This window comes from Streptomyces sp. NPDC002564 (assembly GCF_042889645.1).
Taxonomy (GTDB): Bacteria; Actinomycetota; Actinomycetes; order Streptomycetales; family Streptomycetaceae; genus Streptomyces.
The window spans coordinates 232,484-256,279 of sequence record NZ_JBIARE010000009.1 but is presented as its reverse complement, the minus strand read 5'-3'; the positions used below and the strand labels follow the sequence as shown (position 1 = coordinate 256,279).

The 23,796-nt window shown below is 73.1% G+C and carries 22 protein-coding genes; 12 read left to right on the top strand and 10 right to left on the bottom strand.

Annotated elements, in window-relative coordinates; genetic code table 11:
- Window positions 1-127: 127 nt before the first annotated feature.
- Window positions 128-2,347 (bottom strand): MMPL family transporter, encoded by a 2,220-nt coding sequence (locus tag ACFYXE_RS29295; RefSeq protein ID WP_389317458.1) that lies wholly within the window; start codon window positions 2,345-2,347, stop codon window positions 128-130.
- 506 nt (window positions 2,348-2,853) lie between these two features.
- On the opposite strand from ACFYXE_RS29295, the gene ACFYXE_RS29290 reads away from it, so the two are divergent.
- A complete protein-coding gene (locus tag ACFYXE_RS29290) occupies window positions 2,854-3,636 on the top strand; it encodes an arylamine N-acetyltransferase (RefSeq protein WP_361181210.1) in 783 nt (260 codons plus the stop codon).
- A gap of 121 nt (window positions 3,637-3,757) precedes the next feature.
- Window positions 3,758-4,234 (top strand): VOC family protein, encoded by a 477-nt coding sequence (locus tag ACFYXE_RS29285; RefSeq protein WP_361181211.1) that lies wholly within the window; start codon window positions 3,758-3,760, stop codon window positions 4,232-4,234.
- 26 nt (window positions 4,235-4,260) lie between these two features.
- Here the strand turns inward: ACFYXE_RS29285 and ACFYXE_RS29280 are convergent, their stop codons facing one another.
- Window positions 4,261-4,992 carry a class I SAM-dependent methyltransferase gene (locus ACFYXE_RS29280; protein WP_389317453.1) on the bottom strand — a complete coding sequence of 244 codons (732 nt, stop codon included), beginning with the start codon at window positions 4,990-4,992 and terminating at the stop codon, window positions 4,261-4,263.
- 151 nt (window positions 4,993-5,143) lie between these two features.
- On the opposite strand from ACFYXE_RS29280, the gene ACFYXE_RS29275 reads away from it, so the two are divergent.
- Both ACFYXE_RS29275 and ACFYXE_RS29270 read left to right on the top strand, forming a co-directional pair.
- Window positions 5,144-5,977 (top strand): hypothetical protein, encoded by an 834-nt coding sequence (locus tag ACFYXE_RS29275; protein ID WP_389317450.1) that lies wholly within the window; start codon window positions 5,144-5,146, stop codon window positions 5,975-5,977.
- A gap of 141 nt (window positions 5,978-6,118) precedes the next feature.
- Window positions 6,119-6,964 (top strand): slipin family protein, encoded by an 846-nt coding sequence (locus ACFYXE_RS29270; RefSeq protein ID WP_389317447.1) that lies wholly within the window; start codon window positions 6,119-6,121, stop codon window positions 6,962-6,964.
- Here ACFYXE_RS29270 and ACFYXE_RS29265 read toward each other — a convergent pair.
- Both ACFYXE_RS29265 and ACFYXE_RS29260 read right to left on the bottom strand, forming a co-directional pair.
- A complete protein-coding gene (locus ACFYXE_RS29265) occupies window positions 6,872-7,369 on the bottom strand; it encodes a GNAT family N-acetyltransferase (RefSeq protein ID WP_389317444.1) in 498 nt (165 codons plus the stop codon). The genes ACFYXE_RS29270 and ACFYXE_RS29265 overlap by 93 nt on opposite strands.
- A gap of 105 nt (window positions 7,370-7,474) precedes the next feature.
- Window positions 7,475-8,011 carry an ArsR/SmtB family transcription factor gene (locus tag ACFYXE_RS29260; protein WP_389317441.1) on the bottom strand — a complete coding sequence of 179 codons (537 nt, stop codon included), beginning with the start codon at window positions 8,009-8,011 and terminating at the stop codon, window positions 7,475-7,477.
- Window positions 8,012-8,069: 58 nt separating this feature from the next.
- On the opposite strand from ACFYXE_RS29260, the gene ACFYXE_RS29255 reads away from it, so the two are divergent.
- Window positions 8,070-8,978: a S41 family peptidase gene (locus tag ACFYXE_RS29255; RefSeq protein ID WP_389317438.1), complete on the top strand. Its 909-nt coding sequence runs from the start codon at window positions 8,070-8,072 to the stop codon at window positions 8,976-8,978.
- 96 nt (window positions 8,979-9,074) lie between these two features.
- Here ACFYXE_RS29255 and ACFYXE_RS29250 read toward each other — a convergent pair whose 3' ends face one another.
- Complete coding sequence (locus ACFYXE_RS29250; RefSeq protein WP_389317435.1) at window positions 9,075-11,894, bottom strand: hypothetical protein; 2,820 nt, start codon at window positions 11,892-11,894, stop codon at window positions 9,075-9,077.
- Window positions 11,895-12,080: 186 nt separating this feature from the next.
- On the opposite strand from ACFYXE_RS29250, the gene ACFYXE_RS29245 reads away from it, so the two are divergent.
- The 4 genes from ACFYXE_RS29245 (at window position 12,081) to ACFYXE_RS29230 (ending at window position 15,469) form a co-directional block, all read left to right on the top strand.
- On the top strand, window positions 12,081-12,524 hold the full coding sequence (locus ACFYXE_RS29245; protein ID WP_361173316.1) for a DUF3093 domain-containing protein: 444 nt from the start codon (window positions 12,081-12,083) through the stop codon (window positions 12,522-12,524).
- 49 nt (window positions 12,525-12,573) lie between these two features.
- A complete protein-coding gene (locus ACFYXE_RS29240) occupies window positions 12,574-13,761 on the top strand; it encodes a diaminopropionate ammonia-lyase (RefSeq protein ID WP_389317431.1) in 1,188 nt (395 codons plus the stop codon).
- Between the two features lie 302 nt (window positions 13,762-14,063).
- Window positions 14,064-14,504, top strand: coding sequence for a subtilase-type protease inhibitor (locus ACFYXE_RS29235; protein WP_361173313.1), 441 nt, complete (start codon window positions 14,064-14,066; stop codon window positions 14,502-14,504).
- Window positions 14,505-14,707: 203 nt separating this feature from the next.
- Entirely contained in the window at window positions 14,708-15,469 is a 762-nt protein-coding gene (locus tag ACFYXE_RS29230; RefSeq protein ID WP_389317426.1) for a cupin domain-containing protein, read from the top strand.
- Between the two features lie 126 nt (window positions 15,470-15,595).
- On the opposite strand, the gene ACFYXE_RS29225 is transcribed toward ACFYXE_RS29230, so the two are convergent.
- Complete coding sequence (locus ACFYXE_RS29225; protein ID WP_389317423.1) at window positions 15,596-16,828, bottom strand: CaiB/BaiF CoA transferase family protein; 1,233 nt, start codon at window positions 16,826-16,828, stop codon at window positions 15,596-15,598.
- A gap of 16 nt (window positions 16,829-16,844) precedes the next feature.
- Entirely contained in the window at window positions 16,845-18,008 is a 1,164-nt protein-coding gene (locus tag ACFYXE_RS29220; RefSeq protein WP_389317420.1) for an acyl-CoA dehydrogenase family protein, read from the bottom strand.
- Between the two features lie 158 nt (window positions 18,009-18,166).
- On the opposite strand from ACFYXE_RS29220, the gene ACFYXE_RS29215 reads away from it, so the two are divergent.
- A complete protein-coding gene (locus ACFYXE_RS29215) occupies window positions 18,167-18,907 on the top strand; it encodes an IclR family transcriptional regulator (protein WP_389317417.1) in 741 nt (246 codons plus the stop codon).
- Window positions 18,904-19,416 (top strand): GNAT family N-acetyltransferase, encoded by a 513-nt coding sequence (locus ACFYXE_RS29210; RefSeq protein ID WP_389317414.1) that lies wholly within the window; start codon window positions 18,904-18,906, stop codon window positions 19,414-19,416. The genes ACFYXE_RS29215 and ACFYXE_RS29210 overlap by 4 nt, the downstream gene beginning before the upstream one ends.
- Here ACFYXE_RS29210 and ACFYXE_RS29205 read toward each other — a convergent pair.
- Window positions 19,410-20,339 (bottom strand): TauD/TfdA dioxygenase family protein, encoded by a 930-nt coding sequence (locus tag ACFYXE_RS29205; protein WP_389317410.1) that lies wholly within the window; start codon window positions 20,337-20,339, stop codon window positions 19,410-19,412. The genes ACFYXE_RS29210 and ACFYXE_RS29205 overlap by 7 nt on opposite strands.
- A gap of 302 nt (window positions 20,340-20,641) precedes the next feature.
- Here ACFYXE_RS29205 and ACFYXE_RS29200 point away from each other — a divergent pair, with 302 nt between their 5' ends.
- The gene (locus ACFYXE_RS29200; RefSeq protein WP_389317406.1) at window positions 20,642-21,691 is read left to right on the top strand and encodes an aldo/keto reductase; all 1,050 of its coding nucleotides are present in this window, start codon (window positions 20,642-20,644) and stop codon (window positions 21,689-21,691) included.
- A gap of 37 nt (window positions 21,692-21,728) precedes the next feature.
- Here the strand turns inward: ACFYXE_RS29200 and ACFYXE_RS29195 are convergent, their stop codons facing one another.
- Both ACFYXE_RS29195 and ACFYXE_RS29190 read right to left on the bottom strand, forming a co-directional pair.
- Window positions 21,729-22,616 carry a hypothetical protein gene (locus tag ACFYXE_RS29195; protein WP_389317403.1) on the bottom strand — a complete coding sequence of 296 codons (888 nt, stop codon included), beginning with the start codon at window positions 22,614-22,616 and terminating at the stop codon, window positions 21,729-21,731.
- 77 nt (window positions 22,617-22,693) lie between these two features.
- Window positions 22,694-23,551, bottom strand: a complete 858-nt coding sequence (locus ACFYXE_RS29190; protein WP_389317400.1) for an SAM-dependent methyltransferase — start codon at window positions 23,549-23,551, stop codon at window positions 22,694-22,696.
- Window positions 23,552-23,796 lie beyond the last annotated feature (245 nt).

Below are 23,796 nucleotides of genomic sequence, written 5' to 3'. Positions count from 1 at the left end.
GCGCACCGCGACGGCGTGACCCGGCCCGCCTCCGTGAGGGCGGGCCGGGTCACGCAAAACGGGCCGGCCGGGACACTCCCCTGCGGGGTGGTGTCCCGGCCGGCCCGTCACCGGAGGGGGCGGTGGGTCACCGACCCACGGGCTCGAGCTCCCGGTCGGTCTCCGCGTCGGGCGTCACGGTGTCGCCGAGGTTCTTGTGCAGCTGCTCGCCCTCCACGTCCACGTTCGGCAGCGCCTTGTCCAGCCAGCGCGGCAGCCACCAGGCCGCCTTGCCGAGCAGGGCGAGGACGGCGGGCACGATGGCCATGCGGACGACGAAGGCGTCGAAGAGGACGGCGATGGCCAGGCCGAAGCCCATCATCTTGATCATGTCGTCGTTCTCCATGATGAAGCCGGAGAAGACGCTGATCATGATGATCGCGGCCGCGGCCACGACCCGCCCGCCGTGGGTGAAGCCGGTCACGACCGACTCGCCGGGGCGCGCCCCGTGGACGTACGCCTCGCGCATCCGGGTCACGAGGAAGACCTCGTAGTCCATCGCCAGGCCGAAGACCACACCGATCATGAAGATCGGCATCATCGACATGATGGGGCCCGGCTGGTCGACGCCCACGATGTCCGCGAGCCAGCCCCACTGGAAGACCGCGACCACGGCGCCGAGCGCGGCGGCCACCGAGAGCAGGAAGCCGAGCGCGGCCTTGAGCGGGACCAGGATCGATCGGAAGACGAGCATCAGGAGCAGGAACGCCAGGCCGACCACGAGCCCGAGGTAGGGCAGGAGCGCGTCGTCCAGGGTCTGCGAGAAGTCGATGGTCATCGCGGTCTGGCCGGTGACCAGGATCTCGGAGCCGGTGTCCGACCCAAGGCCGTCCGCGGTCGAGCGGATCGACTTGACCAGTTCCTCGGTCTTGTGGTCGCTCGGCCCGGTCTTCGGGACGACGTTCATGATCGCGGTGTCGCCGGCCTTGTTGGCCTGGGCCGGGGTCACGGCGGCGACGCCGTCGATCTTGCCGATCGCGTCGCCGACGGTCTTGGCGGCGCCCGCCACGTCGGTGTCCTTGCTGATGGTGACCATCAGCGGGCCGTTGAATCCTGCGCCGAAGGACTCGGACAGCATGTCGTAGGCCTTGCGCTGAGTGCTGTCCGGCGCCGACGTGCCCTCGTCGGGCAGGCCGAGCTCCAGGCTGGCGGCCGGGACGGCCACGGCACCGAGGCCGAGGACGGCGACCAGGAGCACGGACAGCGGGTGACGCAGCACGAAGCGCGCCCAGCGGGTGCCGAGCTTCGGCTTGGCGTTCGGGTCGATCAGCGAACCGGCGGGCTTCTTGCGGTCCTTGCGGCGCAGCACCTTGCGGCCGGCGAAGCCGAGGAGCGCGGGGATCATGGTGAGCGCGATGAGGACGGCGATCACGACGGTCGCCGCCGCGGCGAGGCCCATCTTGGTGAGGATCGGGATGTTGACGATCGCGAGGCCCGAGAGGGCGACGACGACGGTGAGCCCGGCGAACACCACGGCGGAGCCCGCGGTGCCGGTGGCCCGGCCCGCCGCTTCCTCGGGGGTACGGCCCTCGGCTATCTCCGCGCGGTAGCGGGAGACGATGAAGAGGGCGTAGTCGATGCCGACGGCGAGGCCGATCATCATCGCGAGCGTGGAGGTGGTGGCGGAGAGGTCGAGCACGCTGCCGAGGGCGCCGATGCCGGAGATGCCGATGCCGACGCCGATGATCGCGGTGAGCAGCGGCATGCCCGCGGCGACCAGCGAGCCGAAGGTGAGGATCAGGACCACCGCGGAGATCGCGATGCCGATGAGTTCGGCGCTGCCGCCCATCTCCTGCTCGGCCATGACGGCGTCGCCGCCGGTCTCGACCGTGAAGCCCGCGTCACGGGTCTTGTCGGTCGCGTCGGTCAGCGCGTCCCGGGCCTTGTCGGTGAGCTCGGTGGCGGCGACCTTGTAGGTGACCGCGGTGTAGGCGGTGCTGCCGTCCTTGCTGACCGTCTTGGCCTTGTAGGGGTCGTCGACGCTCGCGACCTGCGAGCCCTTGCCGATGGCCGCGACCAGCTTCTCGACCTCGGCCTTGGACGAAGCGTCGTCGATCTTCTCGCCCTCGGGGGCGCGGATCACGACTCGGGCGCTGGCACCGTCGGCGCTGGCGTCGGGGAAGCGCTTCTCAAGCAGGTCGAAGGCCTTCTGCGACTCGGTTCCCGGCATCGAGAAGGAGTCTTCGGGCGGGGCGGGAGCGGCCGAGGCGGCAAAGCCGGCCCCCGCCAGCAGCACCACCCACAGCAGCGCCACATAGCGGCGTCGCCGGAAGGCGAGGCGGCCTAGTTTGTACAGGAACGTAGCCACGGCGAAAGGGACTCCCGTCGGATTCGGCAGGCGCGGACGACCCTCTGCCGGTGCGATCGGCGCACGTCAGCGGGTCCAGCAGGATCGGTTTCCATCCTCACTGCCGAATGCGGGACACAAGTCCGCCTGCAAGCCGGACTATCGGCCCACGGTCGCTGTACTGCGTCGGGCGCGGAGTCATCCCCTGGGAGGAGACCCGATCTCCGTTTCTAGGCCACAGGGTGCAGTCACGTGTCAACAGTTCCGACATCATTGGCGCGGAACCATCCACTCCCCTTCCATCTACTCCCAGCTCCGGACACATGTCTGCACCCCACACGCACATGTCCGTCCGAGCGCGGTTTACGGCCGGTGGCCGAAAGTCGCCGTCGAGGCCTGCCGGGAGGCCGCCGAGCGCTCCCGCGTCCGGTCCTCCCTCCTCCGCCCCGGGTCCTAGGACCCACGGCCGGTGCCGGGGCCGTCCCGGGGCCGTGGCCGGGGTCCGCGGCGCCCACCAGACTGGGGCCATGGACACCGAACGCATCGACGCCTACCTGCGGCGCATCGGCGCCGACCGCCCCGCCGCCCCGACCGCGCAGGCCCTGCGCGACCTGCACCTGGCACATCTGCGCGGCGTGCCCTTCGAGAATCTCTCGATCCACCTCGGCCAGGACATCGAGCTGACCGACAAGGCCCTGGTGACGAAGGTCGTGGACGCCCGCAGGGGCGGCTTCTGCTACGAACTCAACGGCGCGTTCGCCGCCCTGCTCGCCGCGCTCGGCTTCGACGTGACGCTCCTGCAGGCGCGGGTGTACGACGACGACGCGCGGCCCGGCATCCCCTATGACCACCTGGCCCTGCGCGTACGCACCGAGGACGGCGGCGACCTGCTCGCGGACGTCGGCTTCGGCGCGCACAGCCACCTGCCGCTCGCGTTCGGCGACCCGGACGAGCAGGTCGACCCCGGCGGCACGTTCCGCCTCGTCGGGGCCGCGGAGGGGGACCTCCAGGTCCTCAAGGACGGCAAGCCTCAGTACCTCCTCGACCTGCGGCCGCGCGCGCTGGCCGACTTCAGGGCGGGGGCCTGGTACCACCGCACCTCGCCGGACTCCCACTTCACCCGCTCCCTGGTGTGCTCCCTGCTCACCGAGGACGGCCGGGTGACCCTCGGCGGCCGCACCCTGACCACCACCGTCAAGGGCGAGCGGCAGACCACCGAGCTCGCCTCGGAGGCGGAGGTGCTCGCGGCGTACGCCGACCGGTTCGGCATCACCCTGGACCGTGAACCGCGGGTGCGGGAGGGCGGCTGACCCGGCCCACCGGCCACCCGGAACGGTCACCGTGTGGCGATGAGTTCCCGGCGGTGCGACGGTCCACATAGGCAGACATGAAGGGCGGACAGGACCGCCGCGTACGCGACAGGAGAGCGCCATGCCCAGGATCACGCCCAACCTCTGGTTCGACCTGCAGAGCGAGGAGGCGGCGACGTTCTACGTCTCGGTCTTCCCGAACTCGGGGATCAAGAACGTCTCGTACTACGGCGAAGGCGCCCCGCGCCCGGCCGGCACCGTCCTGACCGTGGACTTCGTCCTCGACGGCCAGCCCTACACGGCGATCAACGGCGGCCCGGAGTTCACCTTCGACGAGGCCGTCTCCTTCCAGATCGACTGCGCCGACCAGGAAGAGGTCGACCACTACTGGACGAAGCTGTCCGAGGGCGGCGAGGAGGGCCCCTGCGGGTGGCTCAAGGACAAGTACGGCCTGTCCTGGCAGGTCGTGCCCGCCGTGCTCGGCGAGCTGATCACCGACCCGGACCCGGAGCGTGCGCAGCGGGCCATGCAGGCGATGCTCGGCATGAAGAAGCTGGACGTGGCGGCGCTCCAGGCGGCGGCCGACGGCACCGCCTAGCCCCCGCCCGCACCCCCGTGGCGCCCCTACGCCTTCGTGGCCACCACCAGGCGCCACCGGGGACTGCCGTCGCGGCCCCGCCCGAATTCCTCCAGGGGCCGCAGCCGCACGTCGAACCCGGCGCCGACGAGATCCGCGCGCACCCCGCCGAGCGGGAAGGTCCGGTAGTACATGACGAACGGCGGGCGCCACAGCAGGTTCCGCGCGCGCATCACGCCGTCGAAGCCGAGCAGCGCCCAGTACCAGGGCGAGGCGAAGGACTGCGGGGCGCCGATCGGGAACGCGAAGATCCCGCCGGGGCGCAGCGCCCGGTGCACCCCGGCGAAGAGGGCGGGCCGCTCGGCGGGCAGGAAGTGACCGAACGCCCCGAAGCTCACGGCCAGGTCGAAGCCGCCGGCGAACGGCAGGGCCCGGGCGTCGGCCCGCACCCACTCGACCGCGGGACCGTCCGGACCGGGCCCCGGCACCGCCCGCTCGGCGGCCGCCAGCATCCCCGCGCTGAAGTCCACGCCCGTCACGCGCTCCCGGCACAGCGGCAGCAGCGCCTCGACGCCCGCACCCGTCCCGCAGCACACGTCGAGGCCGGACACGAAGGGGCCGAGGGGGCGCAAGGCGTCCGCCGCCGCCCCCAAGAACCGGCCAGGCGTACGAAAGGGCGTGCGGTCGAACTTCGGGGCGAGCAGGTCGTACCCGTGCTCGGTGGAGGAGAGAGCCTGAACGGCGAGCTCACGCAGCGTGGGACCCTGGGAGGAGAACATCGGCTTCAGGGTAGCCAGAAGGGCGTCCGCGGGGGCGCCCGGCGGGCCGGTGCGGTGGCCGGATACCGCCACGAGGTCTACCGGGGGGTGCACCGGTCGGGTAGAGCTGCACGTCAGCCCCAGACCCGTTCCCCGCTCCCGGAGGTGCCCCATGGCCACAGACCGGCACAGGACAAGGACCGCATCGGGCAAGACCCGTTTCGACGACATCTACGACCGGCCGGACCCGCGCACCTACTTCCGGACACTGGCGCCCTACGAGTACGAGATACCGCAGCACGCCCAGGCCGTCTTCCGCCGCACCCGCGACCTGCGCGCCCGGCTGGCCGGGGCGGAGGGGTCGGTGACGGTCCTCGACGTGTGCTGCTCCTACGGGATCAACGCGGCGCTGCTCAACCACGACCTGACGCTCGCCGACCTCTACGCGCACTACACCTCGGACGAGGCCGCGGCGCTCACGCCGGCCGAACTCGTCGAGCGGGACAAGGAGTTCTACGCCTCCAGGCGGCGCGCGGACGCCTCGCCGGTGATCGGCCTGGACACGGCGGAGAACGCCACCCGCTACGCCCTGGACGCGGGCCTGCTAGACGAGGCGTATGCGGAGAACCTCGAACGGCACCCGCCCAGCCAGGAGCTGCGCCGCGCCGTCGCCCGGACCGGCCTGATCACGGTCACCGGCGGGATCGGGTACATCACGCACCGCACCTTCGACGCCCTGCTCGACAGCGCCCGGCTGCCGGTCTGGGTGAGCGCCTTCGTCCTGCGGACCGTGCCGTACGGGCCCATCGCGGACACCCTGGCCGCGCACGGCCTCGACACCGTCACGGACACCTCCCGCACCTACACGCAGCGGCTCTTCACCAGCCCCGAGGAGCGCGCCGAGGCGCTCCGTCAGGTGACCCTCGCCGGCGAGGACCCCGCCGGGCACGAGGCCGAGGGCCGCTACCACACGCGGCTGCACGAGTCGCGCCCGCGTACGGCGTGACATCGGAGCGCACGCACTGACATCGGACCGCACGCACTGATGCCGGACCGCGCGAACCCTGACGTCCGAAGGCTCGCCCCAGAGGCACATTCGGGCATATCGTTGAATAACTGGTCGACTCGGACGTCAGGGGGTCGCGCCATGGTCCAGGAACTGCTGACGGCGGGCGCAGCGGTCGGCTCCGCCTGTCTGCTCTACGCGATGGCGGCGGCGCGCGTGATCAAGCAGTACGAGCGGGGCGTCGTGTTCCGCCTCGGCCGGCTCGCGGGCAGTGTGCGCGGCCCCGGGCTCACCATGGTGGTCCCGGGCATCGACCGGATGCGCAAGGTCAACATGCAGATCGTGACGATGCCGGTGCCCGCGCAGGACGGCATCACGCGGGACAACGTCACGGTCCGGGTGGACGCGGTCATCTACTTCAAGGTCGTCGACCCCGCCAACGCGGTGGTGGAGGTGGAGGACTACCGGTTCGCGGTGTCGCAGATGGCGCAGACGTCCTTGCGGTCCATCATCGGCAAGAGCGACCTGGACGATCTGCTGTCCAACCGTGAGCAGTTGAACCAGGGCCTTGAGCTGATGATCGACTCCCCGGCGATCGGCTGGGGCGTGCAGATCGACCGGGTCGAGATCAAGGACGTGTCCCTGCCGGAGACCATGAAGCGCTCGATGGCCCGCCAGGCCGAGGCCGACCGCGAGCGGCGGGCCCGGGTCATCAACGCCGACGCCGAACTGCAGGCCTCCAAGAAGCTCGCCGAGGCCGCCCATGAAATGGCGGAGGAACCGGCCGCGCTCCAACTCCGGCTCCTGCAGACCGTCGTGGCCGTCGCCGCCGAGAAGAACTCCACCCTCGTACTGCCCTTCCCCGTCGAACTCCTGCGCTTCCTGGAGCGGGCGTCAGAGCGCCAGGGAGTACCGGGTCCCGCGCCGGCCGTCAAGCCGGATCTCGCCGCCGGGCACGAATCCGGTGCGCAGCAGCACGGCGTGTGAGCCGGGGTTGTCGAAGGTCGTCCCGGCGCGCAGCCCGGTCAGGCCGTACGCGGTGACGGCGAGGTCGCAGACCTGTCGGACGGCACGGGTCGCGAGCCCGCGCCCCGTGGCCTTCTCCGCGATCCGGTAGCCGAGCTCGGCGCCGCCGTCCGCCACGTCGACGAGGTTGACCCGCCCGAGGATCTCTCCCCCGTCGCCGACGAGCACATGGAAGAAGCAGTCCCCCGTGGCCTGCTCGGCGAGCAGGGCCGCGTGGCGGGCCTCGAAGTCGCGGAAGTAGGCGTCCCCGCGGTCGGGGACCACGGCGGCGAAGTAGGCGCGGTTCGCCTCCTCGAAGGAGAGCAGCGCGGGTGCATGATCGGGCCGAAGAAGCTGCAGTTCAGGGCCTGTTGAGGGGGTGGTCATGGCAGAACCATACGGAGCGACGGCGCGCGGGGCCGCACCGGCCTGTCGGTGCGGCCCCGCCGGTGTGGCCTTTCGGTGCGGCCCGCCGGTCCGGCGGCCGGCCGGTCAGTCGGTGCCCGTCGGCCGCACCTGCTCGTACAGCGCCACGAGCACCCCGTGCACCGACGGCTCGTCCGGTTCGTCCGCCGCCTCGTCGACCAGGCGGACGAGCGTCTCGGCGAGCTCCCGCGCCTTCTCGGCGCTGAGGCGCACGTGGCGCAGGGAGAGGGCCGTCTGCGGAGACCGGTCCAGTTCCTGGGCCACCGCGCCGAGCATCGCGGCGGTCCCCGCGGCCTGCGGCTCGGCGACGGACAGACGCTCGGCCGAACGCTGGTAGTACTGCTCGGTGCCGCCCCTGACCTTGCGGGTCTCGGCGACGTGCACGAGTCCGGCGGTGCGCAGCACCTTGAGGTGATGGGACACGTTCCCCTTGCCGGTGGCCAGCTGTGCCGCCAACTGGCTGATGGTGGACGGCTGCTGGTTCAGCACGAAGAGGAGCCGCTGGCGCAGGGGATGGGCCAGGGCGGCGTGCTGCTCCGGCGACTCGACCTCGAACACCGGGCTCCGCGGGGGCGACTGGGGCGGGTTCTTCTCCTCGGACATGCATCAAGTGTCCAATGTTCTTGACGCTTTGGGAAGTGGGCTGCTCTACTCCCCTGTCATGACCACCGCCACACAGCAGCCCGCCCTCACCGCCGCCGTCGAGCAGACCGCCCAACTCCTGCTGGATCACTACACGTTCCCCGAGATCGCCGAGGAGCTCGCCCCGCTCCTGCGGCGCCGCCTGGCCGACGGGGCGTACGACGTCACGGACCCCGCCGAACTGGCCCGACTGGTCACGGACGACCTGCAGTCGCTCAACGGCGACCGGCACCTGCGGCTCAAGCACCACGCCCAGCCGGTGCCGGAGGAGCAGGGCGCCGCCGTCCTGGCGGCGATGCGCGAGGAGTTCGACGCCACGCTGGGCGGCGTCCCCCGGGTGGAGTTGCGGGAGGGCGGGGTCGCCCTCGTCGAACTGTCCTCGAAGCTCTTCCCGTTGGACTGGTCGGCGGAGGTGCTGAGCGCCGCGTTCCATCTGGTCGCACGCGCCGGGGCACTGATCATCGACCTGCGCGCCAACACGGGCGGCGACCCGGACGCGGTCGCGTTCGTGTGCGGGTACCTGCTCGACGAGCGCACCCATCTCAATTCCATGTACTGGCGCGAGGGCGAGCGTGTCGAGCAGTCCTGGAGTCCGGCGCACGTGCCCGGCGCCCGGTTCGGCGGCAGCAAGCCGCTCTACGTCCTGACCAGCGGCACGACCTTCTCGGCGGCCGAGGAACTGGCCTACGACCTCCAACAGTTGGGGCGGGCCGTCGTCGTCGGCGAGACGACCGTCGGCGGGGCCCATCCGCGCGGGGGCTGGACCGTGCATCCCCACGTGGAGGCGTCCATCCCGGTGGGCCGGGCGGTCAATCCCGTCTCGGGCACCAACTGGGAGGGCACGGGCGTACGTCCCGACGTGCCGTGCGCGGCGGGTGACGCGGTCGAGCAGGCGGCCTCCCTGGCCCGGGCGCGGCTCACGGAGTGACGCGGAGGGCGGACGCCGCGGGCGGAGGAGAGGGACCCCTCCGTCACCGGGCGCCTGCCCTCAGGCGCCTGCCTTCACTGGGCGAGATCGCTCCCGCTACGAAGCGTCGCGCACCGTTCCCTTGACCGTCGGGCCGTCCGGCTGCGGGTTCCAGCGGTCGTCGTACACGGAGAGCCGGCCCTTCACGAACTCGTCCGGCTCACGCACCGCGTCCTTGATGGTGGGCACGCTCACCTCGACGGTCCTCTTCCCGGCGGGCACGGTCACGAACAGGCCCATGTCCTTCGCCACCGTGGACAGTTTCCGCTCCGGACGGGGCTTCGCACCGAACTGGGCCCTCAGCCAGCGCGGGTCCACGTCCAGCGTCGAGAGCTCCTTGCCGCCGTCGACCGGCCGGAAGTCGAAGACCCCCATCACGTCGACGTCGACGGACTCCGCCAGCGTCATCCGCCAGCGCAGCGTCTTGCCCTCGGTGACCCGGTCCTTGACGGGTACGAGCGTCACCTTCGGCATGGGATCGTCGTTCTTCGCCGTCACCCCGCCGTGGTGCGAGCCGACCACCGCGCCGCGCACCGCCTTGGCCAGCGCGTCGTACCGCACGTCGTAGCCGTAGCGGGTGTCCCCGCGCACCTGGACCGGCACGTCGACACGGGTGCCCGGACTGACCTTCACCGTCCGGTGCGTGCTCGCGCCCGTGCCCGGATCGGGAACGAACAGCCGGACCGTTCCGCTGCCCCGGCCCGAGACGCGCACCGGCACGTTGTACGTGCGCACTCCGGAGTCGCCTTCCTCGACCGTCAGCCGGCCGATGTCGACGCGCGGCAGCGCGACCGGCTGCACGGCCGGGGTGCCCGGGCGCCGGCCCCATGCGTCCATCAGCCAGGCCTTGCCCGAGCGGGTGCGCGGGGTCAGCTCCAGGGTCTTCACCCGGGTGAGGTCGAGCTTGTCGCGGAGCGACGGCGACAGCGGGACGCGGACCTCGCGACCCCAGTAGGAGGCGGTGCGCCCGGTGCCGGGGAGGCCGTCGACGCGGACGCCGCCGAGCCTGGCCCGCTTGCCCGCGGCGTCGACGAGTGAGACGTCGAGGCGGGTGCCCGTGCTGTTGGGCGGCACGATGACGCGCAGCGCCACGTCCTTGGCGCCGGACAGGGAGAACGGGCGCGCCGGGCTGATCCGCGCCGGTTCACCCGCCCGCGTCCAGCGCAGCGCCACCGCGTCACGGCCGGGCTCGGGCGAGACCTCCCAGCCCGCGAAGTGGGGCGAGGCGCCGTTCGTGCCGGAGGGCAGGCAGGCGCGGGAGTCGCGGGGGTCCACCTGGGCGCACAGCCGGCCGCCCGTGACCTTGGTCGACGCGCTCGGCAGCAGGGCCTGCGTACGGTGGGCGCCGACCGCGTGGGTCAGCACCCGGGCGGGGCCCGCCGACGCGGCGCGGCGGTTCGAGCCGTCGAGGAGGGGGCGCACCCGGTCGTCGCCGCCGACGAACAACCGGGCCGCCGCCGCTATGTAGGTCGCGCCGGCGGCCTGCTGCTGGGTGGCGCTCAGCCGTGTCGCGGTGCCCTTGGAGCAGACGCGGTCCGTGGTGTCGTCGGACGAGAAGTCGTCCTCGGAGGGGGCCTTCGACTGCCCCGGGGTCCACTCGCTGTTGAAGAAGTTGTGGTTGGCGCCCACCATGTACACCGCGCTGTGCAGGGCGGCGCCGCGGCTGACGCCGCGCGTCCCGTCCACGTAGATCTCGCCCTGGAGGTCGGAGACGTCTCCGTCGCAGCCCGGCAGGATCGTCGCGGAGGGCACGTCGGGCACCGGGTTCTGACCGAAGACGGTCGGGCCTATCAGCACGTTGCCGCGGATCTTCCAGCGCACCGGCCCGCGATAGCCGTCCTGGTCGGCGGGCGGCGGGGTGAGGCTGTCGAGCGCGGCCCGGTTGACGCCCTCGCCGCCGCGGGAGTGCCCGACCAGCAGGACACGGGAGAGGTCGGCGGGGGCGAGCGCGCGCACCGCGGCCGGAGCGGTGGACGGCTTCTGCGCCCACTCCGCCCAGCGGGCCAAGTGCTGGCGGACCAGCGACGATCGGGCCTGCGCGCCGCCGTCCTCGGCCAGGTCGTCCTGGCCGTTGATGCCGTTCGCGGCGATGGACACCGTGACGTACCCCTGCGAGGCCAGCAGCTTCTGGGCACGCTGGTAACCCGACTGGCTGGGGACCGGCTTCGTGCCGCCCGTGCAGGGCCAGCCCATCTCCTGCGCGTCGCCCGTGCCGTAGCACGTGTAGTGGCGGCCGTGCAGGAACAGCGCCAGCGGCCGCTTCCCCGGCGCGTCGGCGGGACCGACCACGTCGGCCCGCATCTCCACAGGCTCCGGGAAGCCGGGCAGCCGCACGGAGTCAAGCGTGTACGTGCCCTTGACCGTGCGGTAGCGGCCCGGCACGCCCGGGTCGACGGCATTCGTCGGCGGGCGCGGAGCGGCCTGCGCGCCCGGGGCGGGCCGCGGGCCGCGCGCCTGCGCATCGGCGCCGTCCTCGTCGAGGCGGCGCCCGGCGGCCAGGACCTTCAGCTCCTCGGCGGGGCCGATGCGCGCCCCGTTCAGCGGCAGCCGGAAGGACCGCCGGTCCTGCGCGGCCACCGGCCGTCCGAGGAGCCGGTTTCCGGAGTAGAACTCGACCCGCGCGTTCCCCACCGGCACCGGGTCGGGCGAGGCCCACACGAGCTCTTTCCCGTTGCCCTCACCCGCCGTGCGCCAGCCTTCGGGCAGCCCCTCGCCGTCACTGCCCGCCGCCGCGGGGACCGGGGGCGGTGCGGACACCGGGGGGTCGGTGGCCGGTCCGGCGTGGGCCGCGCCCGGCGCCACCGCCGTGAGCGCGAGCACCGCCAGCGCGGCGGTCGCCACTCGTGCGACACCTCTCAACGTGTCTCTCCTCGTCATCACATGAATCGGGGCACGCATCCGAACTCACGTGCCCCGCTTTTTCCTTGGATGACGGAAATCCATGGCCCATAGTTGCCTCCCGACCTGTGCGGGCGCCAAAAGTTCGACGGAGCCGCGCAGATGGGGCGCGCCGGACACCAACCCAGCGCCGCCCGCCGCGTGCCCGCCTGCCAGGATGCGTGCATGCACATCTACGAAGAGCGGCTCAGCGTCCCCCGCTCCTGGTGGGGGCTTGTCGCGCTGGGCGGATTCGGCCTCGCCCTGGGGGCGATCCCCTTCGGCCCGATCGCCGCGGTGACGGCGGCGGCCGTCGGCATCTCCGTGTCCGCCGTGCTCGTCCATCTGCACGGCAGCGTGCGCATTCTCGTGACGCCGGGCTCTCTCGTCGTCGGCGGGCGGACCATCCCCATCGAGGCCCTGGGCGCGACGGAGATCCTCGACGAGCGGGAGGCGTTCGAGTGGCGCACCGTCCGCGCCAATCCGTACGCGCTGCTGCTCCTGCGCTCCTACGTCCCGACCGCGCTGCGCATCGAGTTGCGGAACGCCTGGGGCGGCGCGCCCTATGTCTATGTGTCGACGCGGCAGCCCATGAACCTGGCGGCGGTGCTGGCGTTCTCCCGGGGCTGACCGGCGGCGCGCACTGGACCGGACCCGGGCCGGGCCGCACGCTGGTCCCGTGATCGATCAAGAGACCGGCCCCGCGACCGGATCCCCCTCGCCCCTCCCCTGGTACGCCCGGCCCGCCGCGCGCGCCTGGACCTGCGCCGCTCCCCCGCCGGACGCCCGGCGCTTCCACGCCGCGCTGCCCGGCTACGCCCCTACGGCACTGCACGAACTGCCCGCCCTCGCCCGGGAACTCGCGGTGGCGCGCGTCTTCGTGAAGGACGAGTCCGCCCGGCTGGGGCTGCCCGCCTTCAAGGCGCTCGGCGCGTCCTGGGCGATCGACCGGATCCTCGCGCCCCGCGCGAACGACGGCACCGCGCGCTCCGTGGACGACCGCCCCGTCCGGTTGGTCACCGCCACCGACGGCAACCACGGACGGGCCGTGGCCCGGCTGGCCCGGCAACTCGGCCGCCGGGCCCACGTCTTCGTCCCGGACGGCGTGCACCCGGCGGCAGTGGCGGCCATCCGGGGCGAGGGCGCCGAGGTCACCGCCGTACCCGGGTCGTACGACGCGGCGGTGAGCGGGGCCAGGGCGGCGGCCGCGGCGCCGGGTGCGGTCCTCGTCCAGGACATGGCGTGGGACGGGTACGAGGAGATTCCCTCGCTGATCGTCGAGGGATACGCGACCCTGTTCGCCGAGGTCGACGCCCAACTGGAGGCGGTGGGGGCGCCGTCGGCCGGCCTGGTCGCCGTCCCGGTGGGCGTGGGATCGCTCGCCCAGGCCGCCGTGACGCACTACCGCAGCCGGGGATCGCGCGCGCCCGCGTCCGGGGACAGGCCGTCCGGGCGGGCCGCGCCCGCTCTGCTCGCGGTGGAGCCCGTGGGGGCCGCCTGCGTGCTGGAGAGCCTGCGCACGGGGCGGCTCACGAGCGTGCCGACCGGCGTGACGGCCATGGCCGGGCTGAACTGCGGCACGCCCTCCGCCCTCGCCTGGCCGGTGCTGCGGGCCGGTCTGGACGCGGCGACCGCGGTCACGGACGCGGCCGCCGCGACGGCCGTGCGTGACCTGGCGGAATCGGGCGTCGCCGCGGGCCCGTGCGGGGCCGCGGCCCTGGCCGGTGTCCGCGCCGCCCTCACCGGAGCGGGCCGTGCCGAGCGGCGAGCGGCTCTGGGCCTCGACGCGCACGCCACCCTCGTCCTCATCAGCACCGAGGGAACGGATGCCAATCCGGGGTCCGCGGAGCGAACAGCACGTCAATAAAGCGTATGCGGCGGTCCGTTCAGGGGTGATTTCCGGTCGATACAGATCGTCGAAGCGCGAACCAATTTTCCATTCCCGCAGGTCAGCAGTTGGTTCCGACTTATACCAATGCCACCTGTCCACATACTGGACAGTCGGAACGGAAGCGCTCCCACAGCCCCTGAGCTGCCCGAACGATCGTGCGAGTCCGCTCACCGGACGCCCACATCCGGAAATCGACCATCCGCATGGCACTCACTCTCCGCACCGGCAAGACTCCTCACCGCAGTCACCAACCGCATCGACTCGAAGGAGAGTTCACCATGCGTCGCACCCTCAAGGCCGTGGGAACCGCCACCGCGGCGGCCGCCTGCGTCCTCGCCGCGACAGCAGGCACCGCGCAGGCCCAGGCCCCGCAGACCAAGAGCCTCTACGCGCCCACCGCCCTGGTGTTCACGGTCGGCCAGGGCGAGGACGCCGCCTCCGCCACGGTGGAACGCGCCGTGACGCTCACCTGCGCGCCGCGCCCGGCGGGCACCCACCCGGCGGCCGCCGCCGCGTGTGCCGAACTCACCAAGGTCAACGGCCAGTTCGGCATGCTCGTGACCGCGGAGCCCACCGTGGCGTGTACCAAGGAGTGGCGTCCGGTCACCGTGAGCGTCGGCGGCGTCTGGAACGGCCGGCACGTCAGCTGGTCCGCCACCTTCGGCAACCGCTGCGAGATGCAGGCCGGCCTCGGGCAGGGTGCCGCGCTGACCTTCTGACGGAACCACCTCTGAACCACACTCAAAAAGGGAAGTTCCGGTCACCTTTCGTGGGGGAAGGCGGCCGGAACGCGGGGCGGCCCCCGGTGTCGGGTGACACCGGGGGCCGTAGTGTCGTCCCCGTCGCCACGGCGGTGGCCGGACCGCCGGCGCCGCCGCCCCAGAAGCAGCCGCCCGTCGGCCGACGTCGCGAGGAGTCCACGGTGAACCAGCCCGCCGCGCCCGCACCGCGGGAAGCCCCCCGCCCCAGCCCCTACGCAGGCCTCCCCGGTGGTATCGGGGTGTCGCGGCTGCGCGTCTACGACTGGCCGGCCGCCGACGGCCTGCGCGGCGGAACTCCCCATCTGCACCTGACCTGTTCGGAGGGGTACGCGGTGACCGGCGGGAGCGGCTCCGTGCAGACCCTGACCGCCGACGGCTTCCGGCAAACGCCCCTCTCCCCCGGCGCCCTGGTCTGGTTCACGCCGGGCACCATCCACCGTCTGGTCAGCGACGGCGAACTGACCCTCCACGTCCTCATGCAGAACTGCGGGCTCCCGGAGGCCGGGGACGCCGTCCTGACCCTGCCGCCGCGCCTGCTCGCCGACCCGGCCGCCTATCGCGCCGCCGTCACCCTGCCCGCTGACGGGAACGAGGCGGACCTGGCGGCGGCGGCCCGCCGCCGTCGCGACCTGGCCGTCGAGGGTTTCACGGCGCTCCGCGCGGCCACCGAGGCCGGCGACCCGGAGCCGCTGGCGGCCTTCCACCGGGCGGCGCTCGCCCTGGTCCGGCCGCTCGCTGCGCAGTGGCGGGAGCGGTGGCGGGCGGGCGCCGCGGCGGCGGCCGGGACGACCGCCGCGCAGCTCGACCGGCTGGAGCGCGGCGAGGCCGACTACCTGGCGCACGCCGTGGTCCGCGCAGAACAGCCCGTCGAGCGGGGCCGGTTCGGGATGTGCGGGCGGCTCGACGTCTACGACGTGGCGTGAGCGCCCTGCGTCTCCGTCGTGTCCCGGGCGGCGGGCGGTCCTGCGGCGTAACGTCGGGGCCGCCGGGTGAACGTCAGGCGCGCGGGGCGTAGTTGAGCAGGTCGCGACGGGTCGGCGGCCTCCGGATCATGCCGGGCCGCCCTCGGGCCCCGGCCCGTCCGGCGCGCGGACGACACCGCACGCCACGGCCTCCTCGACAGCCCGGCCGTCGAGCCCGCCCTCCGCGAGGATCTCGCGGGTGTCCGCCCCCGCGCCCCGCACCTCGGGGCGCACCCGCGCGGGTGTCCGGGAGAGGGACACCGGCGAGGCGAGCCCCCGGTAGGAGCCGCCCTCGACGACCAGCCCGCGGTGGCGCACCTGCGGGGACGTCAGCGCCTCGGCGACGTCGTGCACGGGTGAGGCGGGGATGCCCCGGGCCGTCAGGAGCGCGGCGAGTTCCGCGCGGGGCCGGGCCGCGACAGGCTGCTCCAGGGCGGCGCGCAGCTCCTTCTGATGGCGTACGCGGTCCGGGTTGGTCCGGAAGCGCGGGTCGGCGGCGAGCTCCGGCACCCCCAGGACGTCCGTGAACGCGGTGAACTGCCGGTCGTTGCCAACCGCGACGAACAGCGGCCCGTCGGCGGTCGCGAAGGAGTCGTAGGGGGCGATGCTGGGGTGCGCGGAGCCGGTGCGGCGGGGCACGGTGCCGTCGGCGAGCCAGGACGCCGAGTGCGGGTGCAACAGGCTGACCGCGGTGTCCAGGAGCGTGCAGTCGACGAGCTGGCCGAGCCCGGAGCGGTGGCGTTCGTGCAGGGCGAGCAGGATGCCGGAGAAGGCGAGGATCCCGGTGACCTGGTCGACGACCGGTACGCCGACGCGCAGTGGCGGCCCGTCGGCCTCGCCGTTCACGCTCATCAGTCCGCCGTACGCCTGGAGGACCGCGTCGTAGCCGGGCCGTCCGCCGAGCGGCCCGTCGGTGCCGAAGCCGGTGATGCGGCAGTGCACGAGGGCGGGGAAGCGGCGGCGCACCTCGTCGTCGGGGAGGCCCCACTTGGCGAGGGTGCCCGCCTTGAAGTTCTCGACGAGGACGTCGGCCCCGCCCAGCAGGGTGTCGAGGATCTCCCGCCCCTCGGGTGCGGCGAGGTCGACGACGATGTTCTTCTTGCCGCGGTTGAGGTTCTGGTAGTAGGCGGAGGTGTCCGGCGCGACGAACGGCGGCCCCCAGCCGCGGGTCTCGTCACCGGCCGGGGGCTCGACCTTGATGACGTCCGCCCCGTGGTCGGCGAGCATCTGCGCGCAGTAGGGGCCGGCGAGGACCCGGGACAGGTCGAGCACCCTGATCCCGGCGAGGGCGCCGGTGGGGGCGGTGGAGGGTGTCGTCATCGGGAGGACCTCTTCATCAGTAGGACCTGGGCAGACCCAGCACGTGACGGGCGACGTAGGAGAGGATCATTTCCTGGCTGACCGGGGCCAGGCGCAGCAGCCGCGCCTCCCGGAAGTACCGCTCGACGTGGAACTCCTTGGCGTACCCCATGCCGCCGAGCGTCTGCACGGCCTGGTCGGACGCCCGGTACCCCGCGTCGGCGCAGAGCCACTTGGCCATGTTGGCCTCCTTGCCGCAGGGCAGGCCCCGGTCGTAGCGCCAGGCGGCGTTGCGCGCCATGAGCGCGGCGGCGTCGAGGCGGGTGGCGGCCTCGGCGAGCGGGAAGGCGATGCCCTGGTTCCGGCCGATGGGACGGTCGAAGACGACCCGTGTGCGGGCGTGGTCGACGGCGTGCCGCAGGGCCGCCCTGCCGATGCCGACCGCTTCGTGGGCGAGCAGGATCCGCTCCGGGTTCAGGCCGTCGAGGAGATGGCGGAAGCCGTGGCCCTCCTCCCCGATGCGGCAGTTCGCGGGCACCCGCAGCTCGTCGATGTCGACTTCGTAGGAGGCGACGGCGTTGCGGCCCATCTTCGGGATGGCCCGCAGCCGGACCGCGTCGGAGTCGATGTCGACGAGGAACAGCGTCATGCCGTCGGTGGGCCGTTGCGCGTCGCGGGGCGCCGTGCGGGTGATGAGGACCATCTTCTGGGAGTGGCCCGCCTTGGTGATCCAGACCTTGCGGCCGCTGATCACGTAGGTGTCGCCGTCGCGGCGGGCGACGGTGCCGATGCGGGTGGTGTCCGTGCCCGCGTCGGGTTCGGTGACGCCGAAGCAGACGTGCAGCGAGCCGTCGGCGGCGCGCGGCAGGATCTCCTCGCGCAGGCGCGGGCTGCCGTGCTTCACCAGGGTGTTGAGGCCGAAGATGGTCAGGTGCAGGGCGCTGCAGCCGTTCATGCCGGCGCCGGATGCGGCGATCTCCTCCAGGAGCAGGGCGGCTTCCTGGATGCCGAGCCCGCCCCCGCCGTACTCCTCGGGGATGGCGATGCCGAGCCAGCCGCCGTCGGCGAACGCGTCGTAGAACTCCTGGGGAAACGCCGCCCGTTCGTCGTGGTCCGCCCAGTACGTGTCGGGGAACCGGGCGGCGAGTCCCGCGACGGCGCGGCGGATGTCCTCCTGCTCCTCGGTCGGCGCGAAGTCCATGGATCACTGCCCCAGTTCGTATATACGATTGCCGAGCCGGATATGCGTGAGGCTAGGAGCCGTATGATCGAGCGGTCAAGGGCGTCCCTGCCGCGCGGCCACCGACCGTCGCGCGGCACCCGCCGGTTACCAGCCGCCCGTCGAAGGGGAGTCGGACCGTGAGCGAAGGGGCCGCGCCCAAGGAGCACCGGACCGTCAGCCGGGTGACGGGCATCCTGGAGTGCGTCGCGCGGCGCGGCGGCGCCCGCATGCAGGAGCTCGCCGACGTCCTCGGTGCCCCCAAGTCGTCGGTGTTCGGCCTGGTGAAGGGGCTCGTCTCGACCGGCTATCTGGTCGAGACGGACGGCGTCTACCGGCTGGGACCGGCCCTCGGGAGTCTGCTGCCGCGCCCCGCGCAGGACCTCGCGGGTGCCGCGCTGCCCGCGCTGGAGGCGCTGCGGGACCGCTTCGGCGAGACGGCCATGCTCGGCACCGCCGTGGGCGACTCCCTGGTGTACGCGACCGCCGCCGAGTCACGGCAGCTCATCCGCTATTCGGCGCCGCTGCGCACCCGCCGCCCGCTCTTCCCGCCGAGCGCGGGCAAGGTGCTCCTCGCCCACCGGGCGCAGGCGTGGCGGGAGAGCTATGTGCGTGCGCTGATCCACGACCCCGACGCGTGCCGGGCGGCGCTGGCGGAACTGGCCGAGGTCCGTGCCACGGGCGTGGCCTTCAACCGCGGCGAGACGCTGCCGGACGTGACCGCCGCGGCGCGGCCCGTCCTGGTCGGCGGGCAGCTCCGCGGGGTGATCGCGGTGGCGGGCCCCACCTCGCGCACCGCGAAGCGGCTGCCGGAGATCGCCGACGCGCTCGTGGGGGCGGCTTCCGCCGTCGCCGCGCGGCTCGGCACAATGCGTCCATGATCCCCACCGAGATCCGCACGGCCCGCCTCGACCTCCTGCCGCTGCGCGTCGGGCACGCCGAGGAGATGGCCGCCGTCCTGGGCGATCCCGCGCTGCACACCTTCATCGGCGGCGCCCCCGACGACGCCGACGCTCTCCGCGCCCGCTACCGGCGCATGCTCGCGGGCTCCCCCGAACCGGGGGTCTCCTGGTGCAACTGGGTGCTGAAGCTCCGGGACGGGGAACGGGCGTGCCTGATCGGCACGGTCCAGGCGACCGTCGGCGCGGACGGGTCCGCGGAGATCGCCTGGGTGGTCGGCACGCCGTGGCAGGGGCACGGTTTCGCGTCGGAGGCCGCGCGGGGCCTGGTGGCATGGCTGGCGGAGCGGTCGGTGCGCACGGTGGTCGCGCACGTGCACCCCGGTCACGCGGCGTCCGCGGCCGTCGCGCGGGCCGCGGGTCTCGCCGCCACGGACGTGGTCCAGGACGGCGAGGTCCGCTGGCAGTCGGCGCCGGGCCGGGGTCAGTAGGGCCGGTCGCCCGCGATGGCGACGCGCTCGGCGACCCGGCGGTGCGGCGCGTAGTCGTCGACCGCGTAGTGCTGCGTGGCGCGGTTGTCCCAGAAGGCGACGTCCCCGGCCTGCCAGCGGAAGCGCACCTGGTACTCCGGCACGTGCGCCTGGCGCACGAGGTAGCCGAGCAGCCGGTCGCTCTCCGCGCGCTCCATGCCGACGATGTGCGTGGTGAAGGAGGTGTTGACGAAGAGCATCCGCCGCCCGGTCTCCGGGTGCGTGCGCACCACGGGGTGGGTGACGGGCGGGAAGCGGTCCTGGAGCGGGGCGAGCTTCTCGGGGCCGTAGAAGCGGGCGAAGCCGGGGATGAAGTCGTGCACGGCCTGTGCGTCGTCGATGCGCACCTTGACGGTGTCGGGGAGGTTGTCGTAGGCGGCCGCCATGTCGGCCCACATGGTGTCGCCGCCGAACGGCGGCACCTCGCGCACCTGCAACACGGCGCCCAGCGCGGGCCGTTCGCGGAAGGTGACGTCGGTGTGCCAGACGTTCTCGTACGTGGGGGTGGCGTCGCCGCCCTTCTCGAACCGGGCGACGTCGTCGGCGGAGCCGCGCGCGAGCAGCGGATTGTTCTCCAGCTCGCCCCAGTTGAGGGCGAAGGCGCGCTGCTGGTCCGAGGTGAGGTCGGCGCCGCGGAAGAAGAGCACCTTCCACTCCAGCAGGGCGCGGTTCAACTCCGCGCGCAGCGCGGGCGTCAGCTCGCGCGCGAGGTCGACACCGCGGATCTCGGCGCCGATGACGCGGCCCTGGGGCACCACGTCGAGGAGTTCGTAGGGGCGCTCCTGCCAGCCGTCGGGCAGGCGGCGCAGGGTGCGGCGGCCTTCGTACATGCCGTCGGCGGGGACCTGCGCGGGACGCAGGGAGGCGGGGGTGGTGACCGTCATGGGTGTGATCCTTCGGAGGCGGAACGGGTGGGGCGGACGTGCGGAGCGGGCTCCGTACCGACAGCTAGCGGCCCGATCGCTCACACCCGCACCGCCACGGAACGTCGAACGTCCGTACGGCGGCGGTCAGGTGCTGGATCATGGTCGTCATTGTGGGGCGCGGCCGGGCTCCCGGTCAACCACCCCTTGGCGCGCCCACCTGGGGCGGCCCACCGTGCGGGTCCGCCGAACCGCTTGCCCTGGAGCGCACTCCAGCCCGTAAGGTCACGCCGTTCACGACGGTGGGATCCGAGGAGAGTTGTATGCGCTACCGCGTTCTGGGCGGGACCGGCATGGAGGTCAGTACCTACTGCCTCGGCACGATGATGTTCGGCTTCGTCGGCAATGGGGACCACGAGGACTGCGCGAGGATCATCCACGCCGCGCTGGACGAGGGCATCAACTTCGTCGACACGGCGGACATGTACTCGGCCGGGGAGTCGGAGACGATCGTCGGGAAGGCGCTGCGGGGGCGGCGCGACGACGTGATCCTCGCGACCAAGGTCCACTTCCCGATGGGCGACGGGCCCAACCGGGGCGGCAACTCCCGGCGTTGGATCGTGCGCGAGGTCGAGGACAGTCTGCGGCGGCTCGGTACGGACTGGATCGACCTGTACCAGGTGCACCGTCCCGACCACACGACGGACGTCGAGGAGACGCTCTCCGCCCTGACCGACCTGGTGCGCCAGGGCAAGATCAGGGCGTTCGGCTGCTCCACGTTCCCGGCGGACGAGATCGTCGAGGCGCACCACGTCGCGGACCGGCGCGGGCTGCAGCGGTTCCGCACCGAGCAGTCGCCCTACTCGCTGCTCGCCCGGGGCATCGAGCGGCACGTGCTGCCGGTGACGCGGCGCCTGGGCATGGGGATGCTGACCTGGAGCCCGCTGGCCTCGGGCTTCCTGACCGGGCGCTACCGCGAGGGCCAGGACCTCGACCTGAGCTCGGGGCGCCCGACCCTCAACCCGGACCGCTTCGATCCGTCCGCGCCGCGGACCGCGGCGAAGCTGGCGGCCGTCGAGCAGCTCGTGGCCGTGGCCGGGGAAGTCGGCTGCACGCTGCCGGAGTTGGCGACCGCCTTCCCGCTCGCCCACCCCGCCGTCACGTCGGTGATCATCGGTCCGCGCACGATGGAGCAGCTCCGCGCCACGCTCAAGGGCGCCTCGGTGACCCTGGACGACGCGGCCCTCGACCGCATCGACGCCATCGTCCCGCCCGGCACGGACCTCTATCCGCCGGACGGCGCCTGGACCCCACCGGCCCTGACCGACCCGGCCCTCCGCCGCCGCACGACGGCCGAGCGGCCGGCGGCCTGAGGCGCCCCCGCCCGCCCCGGGCCTCCCGGCCGTCGGCTCAGAGGCGGGCGTTGCGCCGGAGCAGCGAGACCGCGCCCACCGTCCGGTAGCCACGCCATTCCAGGGACGCGGACGGGGAGTAGCTGGCGAAGTCGACGCGCCAGCCGCCGTCGTCCTGCTGCCCGGCGGCCAGCCGGGTGAGTTCCGCGTCGATGACGGCCGGGTCGTACAGACCGCGGGCGGGACGGCCGGGGTCGGGGGCCGCGTCGAGGGGACGGATCACTTCGTCCGCCGCGCCGCCCGCGACGGGCAGCAGTCCGTCGTCGGGGATGAACCGGCGCAGGCTGTCCAGCAGGCCGCCGGCCTCCGCGCGGGTGTCGGACGCGGCGTCGAGGAACCGGATCGCGAACGACAGCTCGATCGCGTGCGGCCGGTCGCCGATCGCCTCGACGGCGGCCAGGCAGTACCGGGTGGCCCGGTCGAGCCAGGGGTGGGCGGCGACGGCCGGGTCGTGCGCGGCGACCCGCAGGGCGACGCCGGCCGCGAACGCCGTGCTCTGCAGCGTGGACGTCTTCGGGTCGGCCTGCGCCCAGAACGGCGCGCAGCCGCTGGGGTCGGCGACGGGCAGGGCGAACGGCAGCCCGCCGTCGGGCAGAGAGACGGACTCCAGCCAGTCGCAGAGCCGCACCGCGTGCGGGGTGGTCACGGGAGCGATGTCCTCGAAGACCTCGAAGGCGTGCAGCGCGCCCGCGGGCTGGCTCTCGGGCGCGCGCAGGTCGGGTTCCAGGCCCCAGCCGTACCCGCCGTCCGGGTTGCGGTAGCCGTCGACGGCGGCGAGCACCGCGTCGGTGTCGGCGGCGCCGAGCAGCAGGGCGAAGCGCCGGCGGTCGAGGAGTCGGGCGTGCGTGGCCATGAACGAGGCGGCGGCGGAGAGATCTGCGGTCATGGGGCCACCATGGCACCGGCGCGGGCCCCCGGCTTGAACGTTTCGGACGCCCCGCCGTGCGGCCCGCACCCGCGGACCTACGCCCCCGGCTTGCGGAGCACTCCCCCGTACTCGTAGATCTCCTTGTTGGTGGCCGTCGCGCCGAGGTAGGGCACCAGGTCGGGGTCGACCGGCGCGAGCGGCGGCTGGTCGGGGTCGGGACGCCAGTCGACGAGGTTCACCACGCCGGGTGCCACCGGCTCCAGGCCCTCCAGGAGCACGTCGACCTCGGCGGGCGTGCGCGTCTGCCACGGCACGCCGCCGCCGGCGATGTGCTCGGTCATCGTCGCGCCCCGGACCGGGTCCTCGCAGATGACCTGCGAGAAGCCGACGAAGCTGCCGGGCGCCGCGCGGTCGACGATGGTGCGCAGGACGCGGCGCGGGTCGTCGGCGTCGACGAGGTGGTGCCCCACGGACAGGAAGAGCGAGGCGACGGGCTCGTCGAAGTCGATGAGGCGTGCCACGTCGGGGTGGTCCAGGATCGCGTCCTGGTCGCGCATGTCGGCCATGATGACCGTCGTCGAGGAGTCGTCGGCGAGCAGCGCGCGGCCGTGCGCGAGGACGATCGGGTCGATGTCCACGTAGACGACACGGGCGTCCGGCGCGAAGCGCTGGGCGACCTGGTGGACGTTGTTGTCGGTGGGCAGCCCGCAGCCCATGTCGATGAACTGGCGGATGCCCTCCTCGCGCGTCAGGTGGCGCACCGCGCGGTAGAGGAATTCCCGGTTCTGTCGGCAGATGTCGACGACCTCGGGGAACGAGGGCACGGTGGAGAGCATGAACTTGCGGTCGACCTCGTAGTTGTCCTTGCCGCCCAGCATCCACCCGTACCCGCGGGCCGAGGTCGGCACGTCGTAGGGAATGGACATCGTCTCGGGCTGGTTCTCACTCTCCACAGCGCGCTCTCCACCTCTCCCGTGGCCCTGACGGAACGTGTTCCTTGCCGGGACACTATCCGGTGATCCACGTTCGGGTGAACCGTCCGGGAAATCTCCAACACGCTTGCGGGAAAGGGGGATTGGGGCGGTAACCGGAAGCCTTCCTCGCACATGCTCCGGGGGGCGGAGTGTGGTGTGTCCCACCCGCGGCCCGCCGGGCCCCGCGCATGACGGATGATCGTGTCAGAGAGCCATCCGCACCA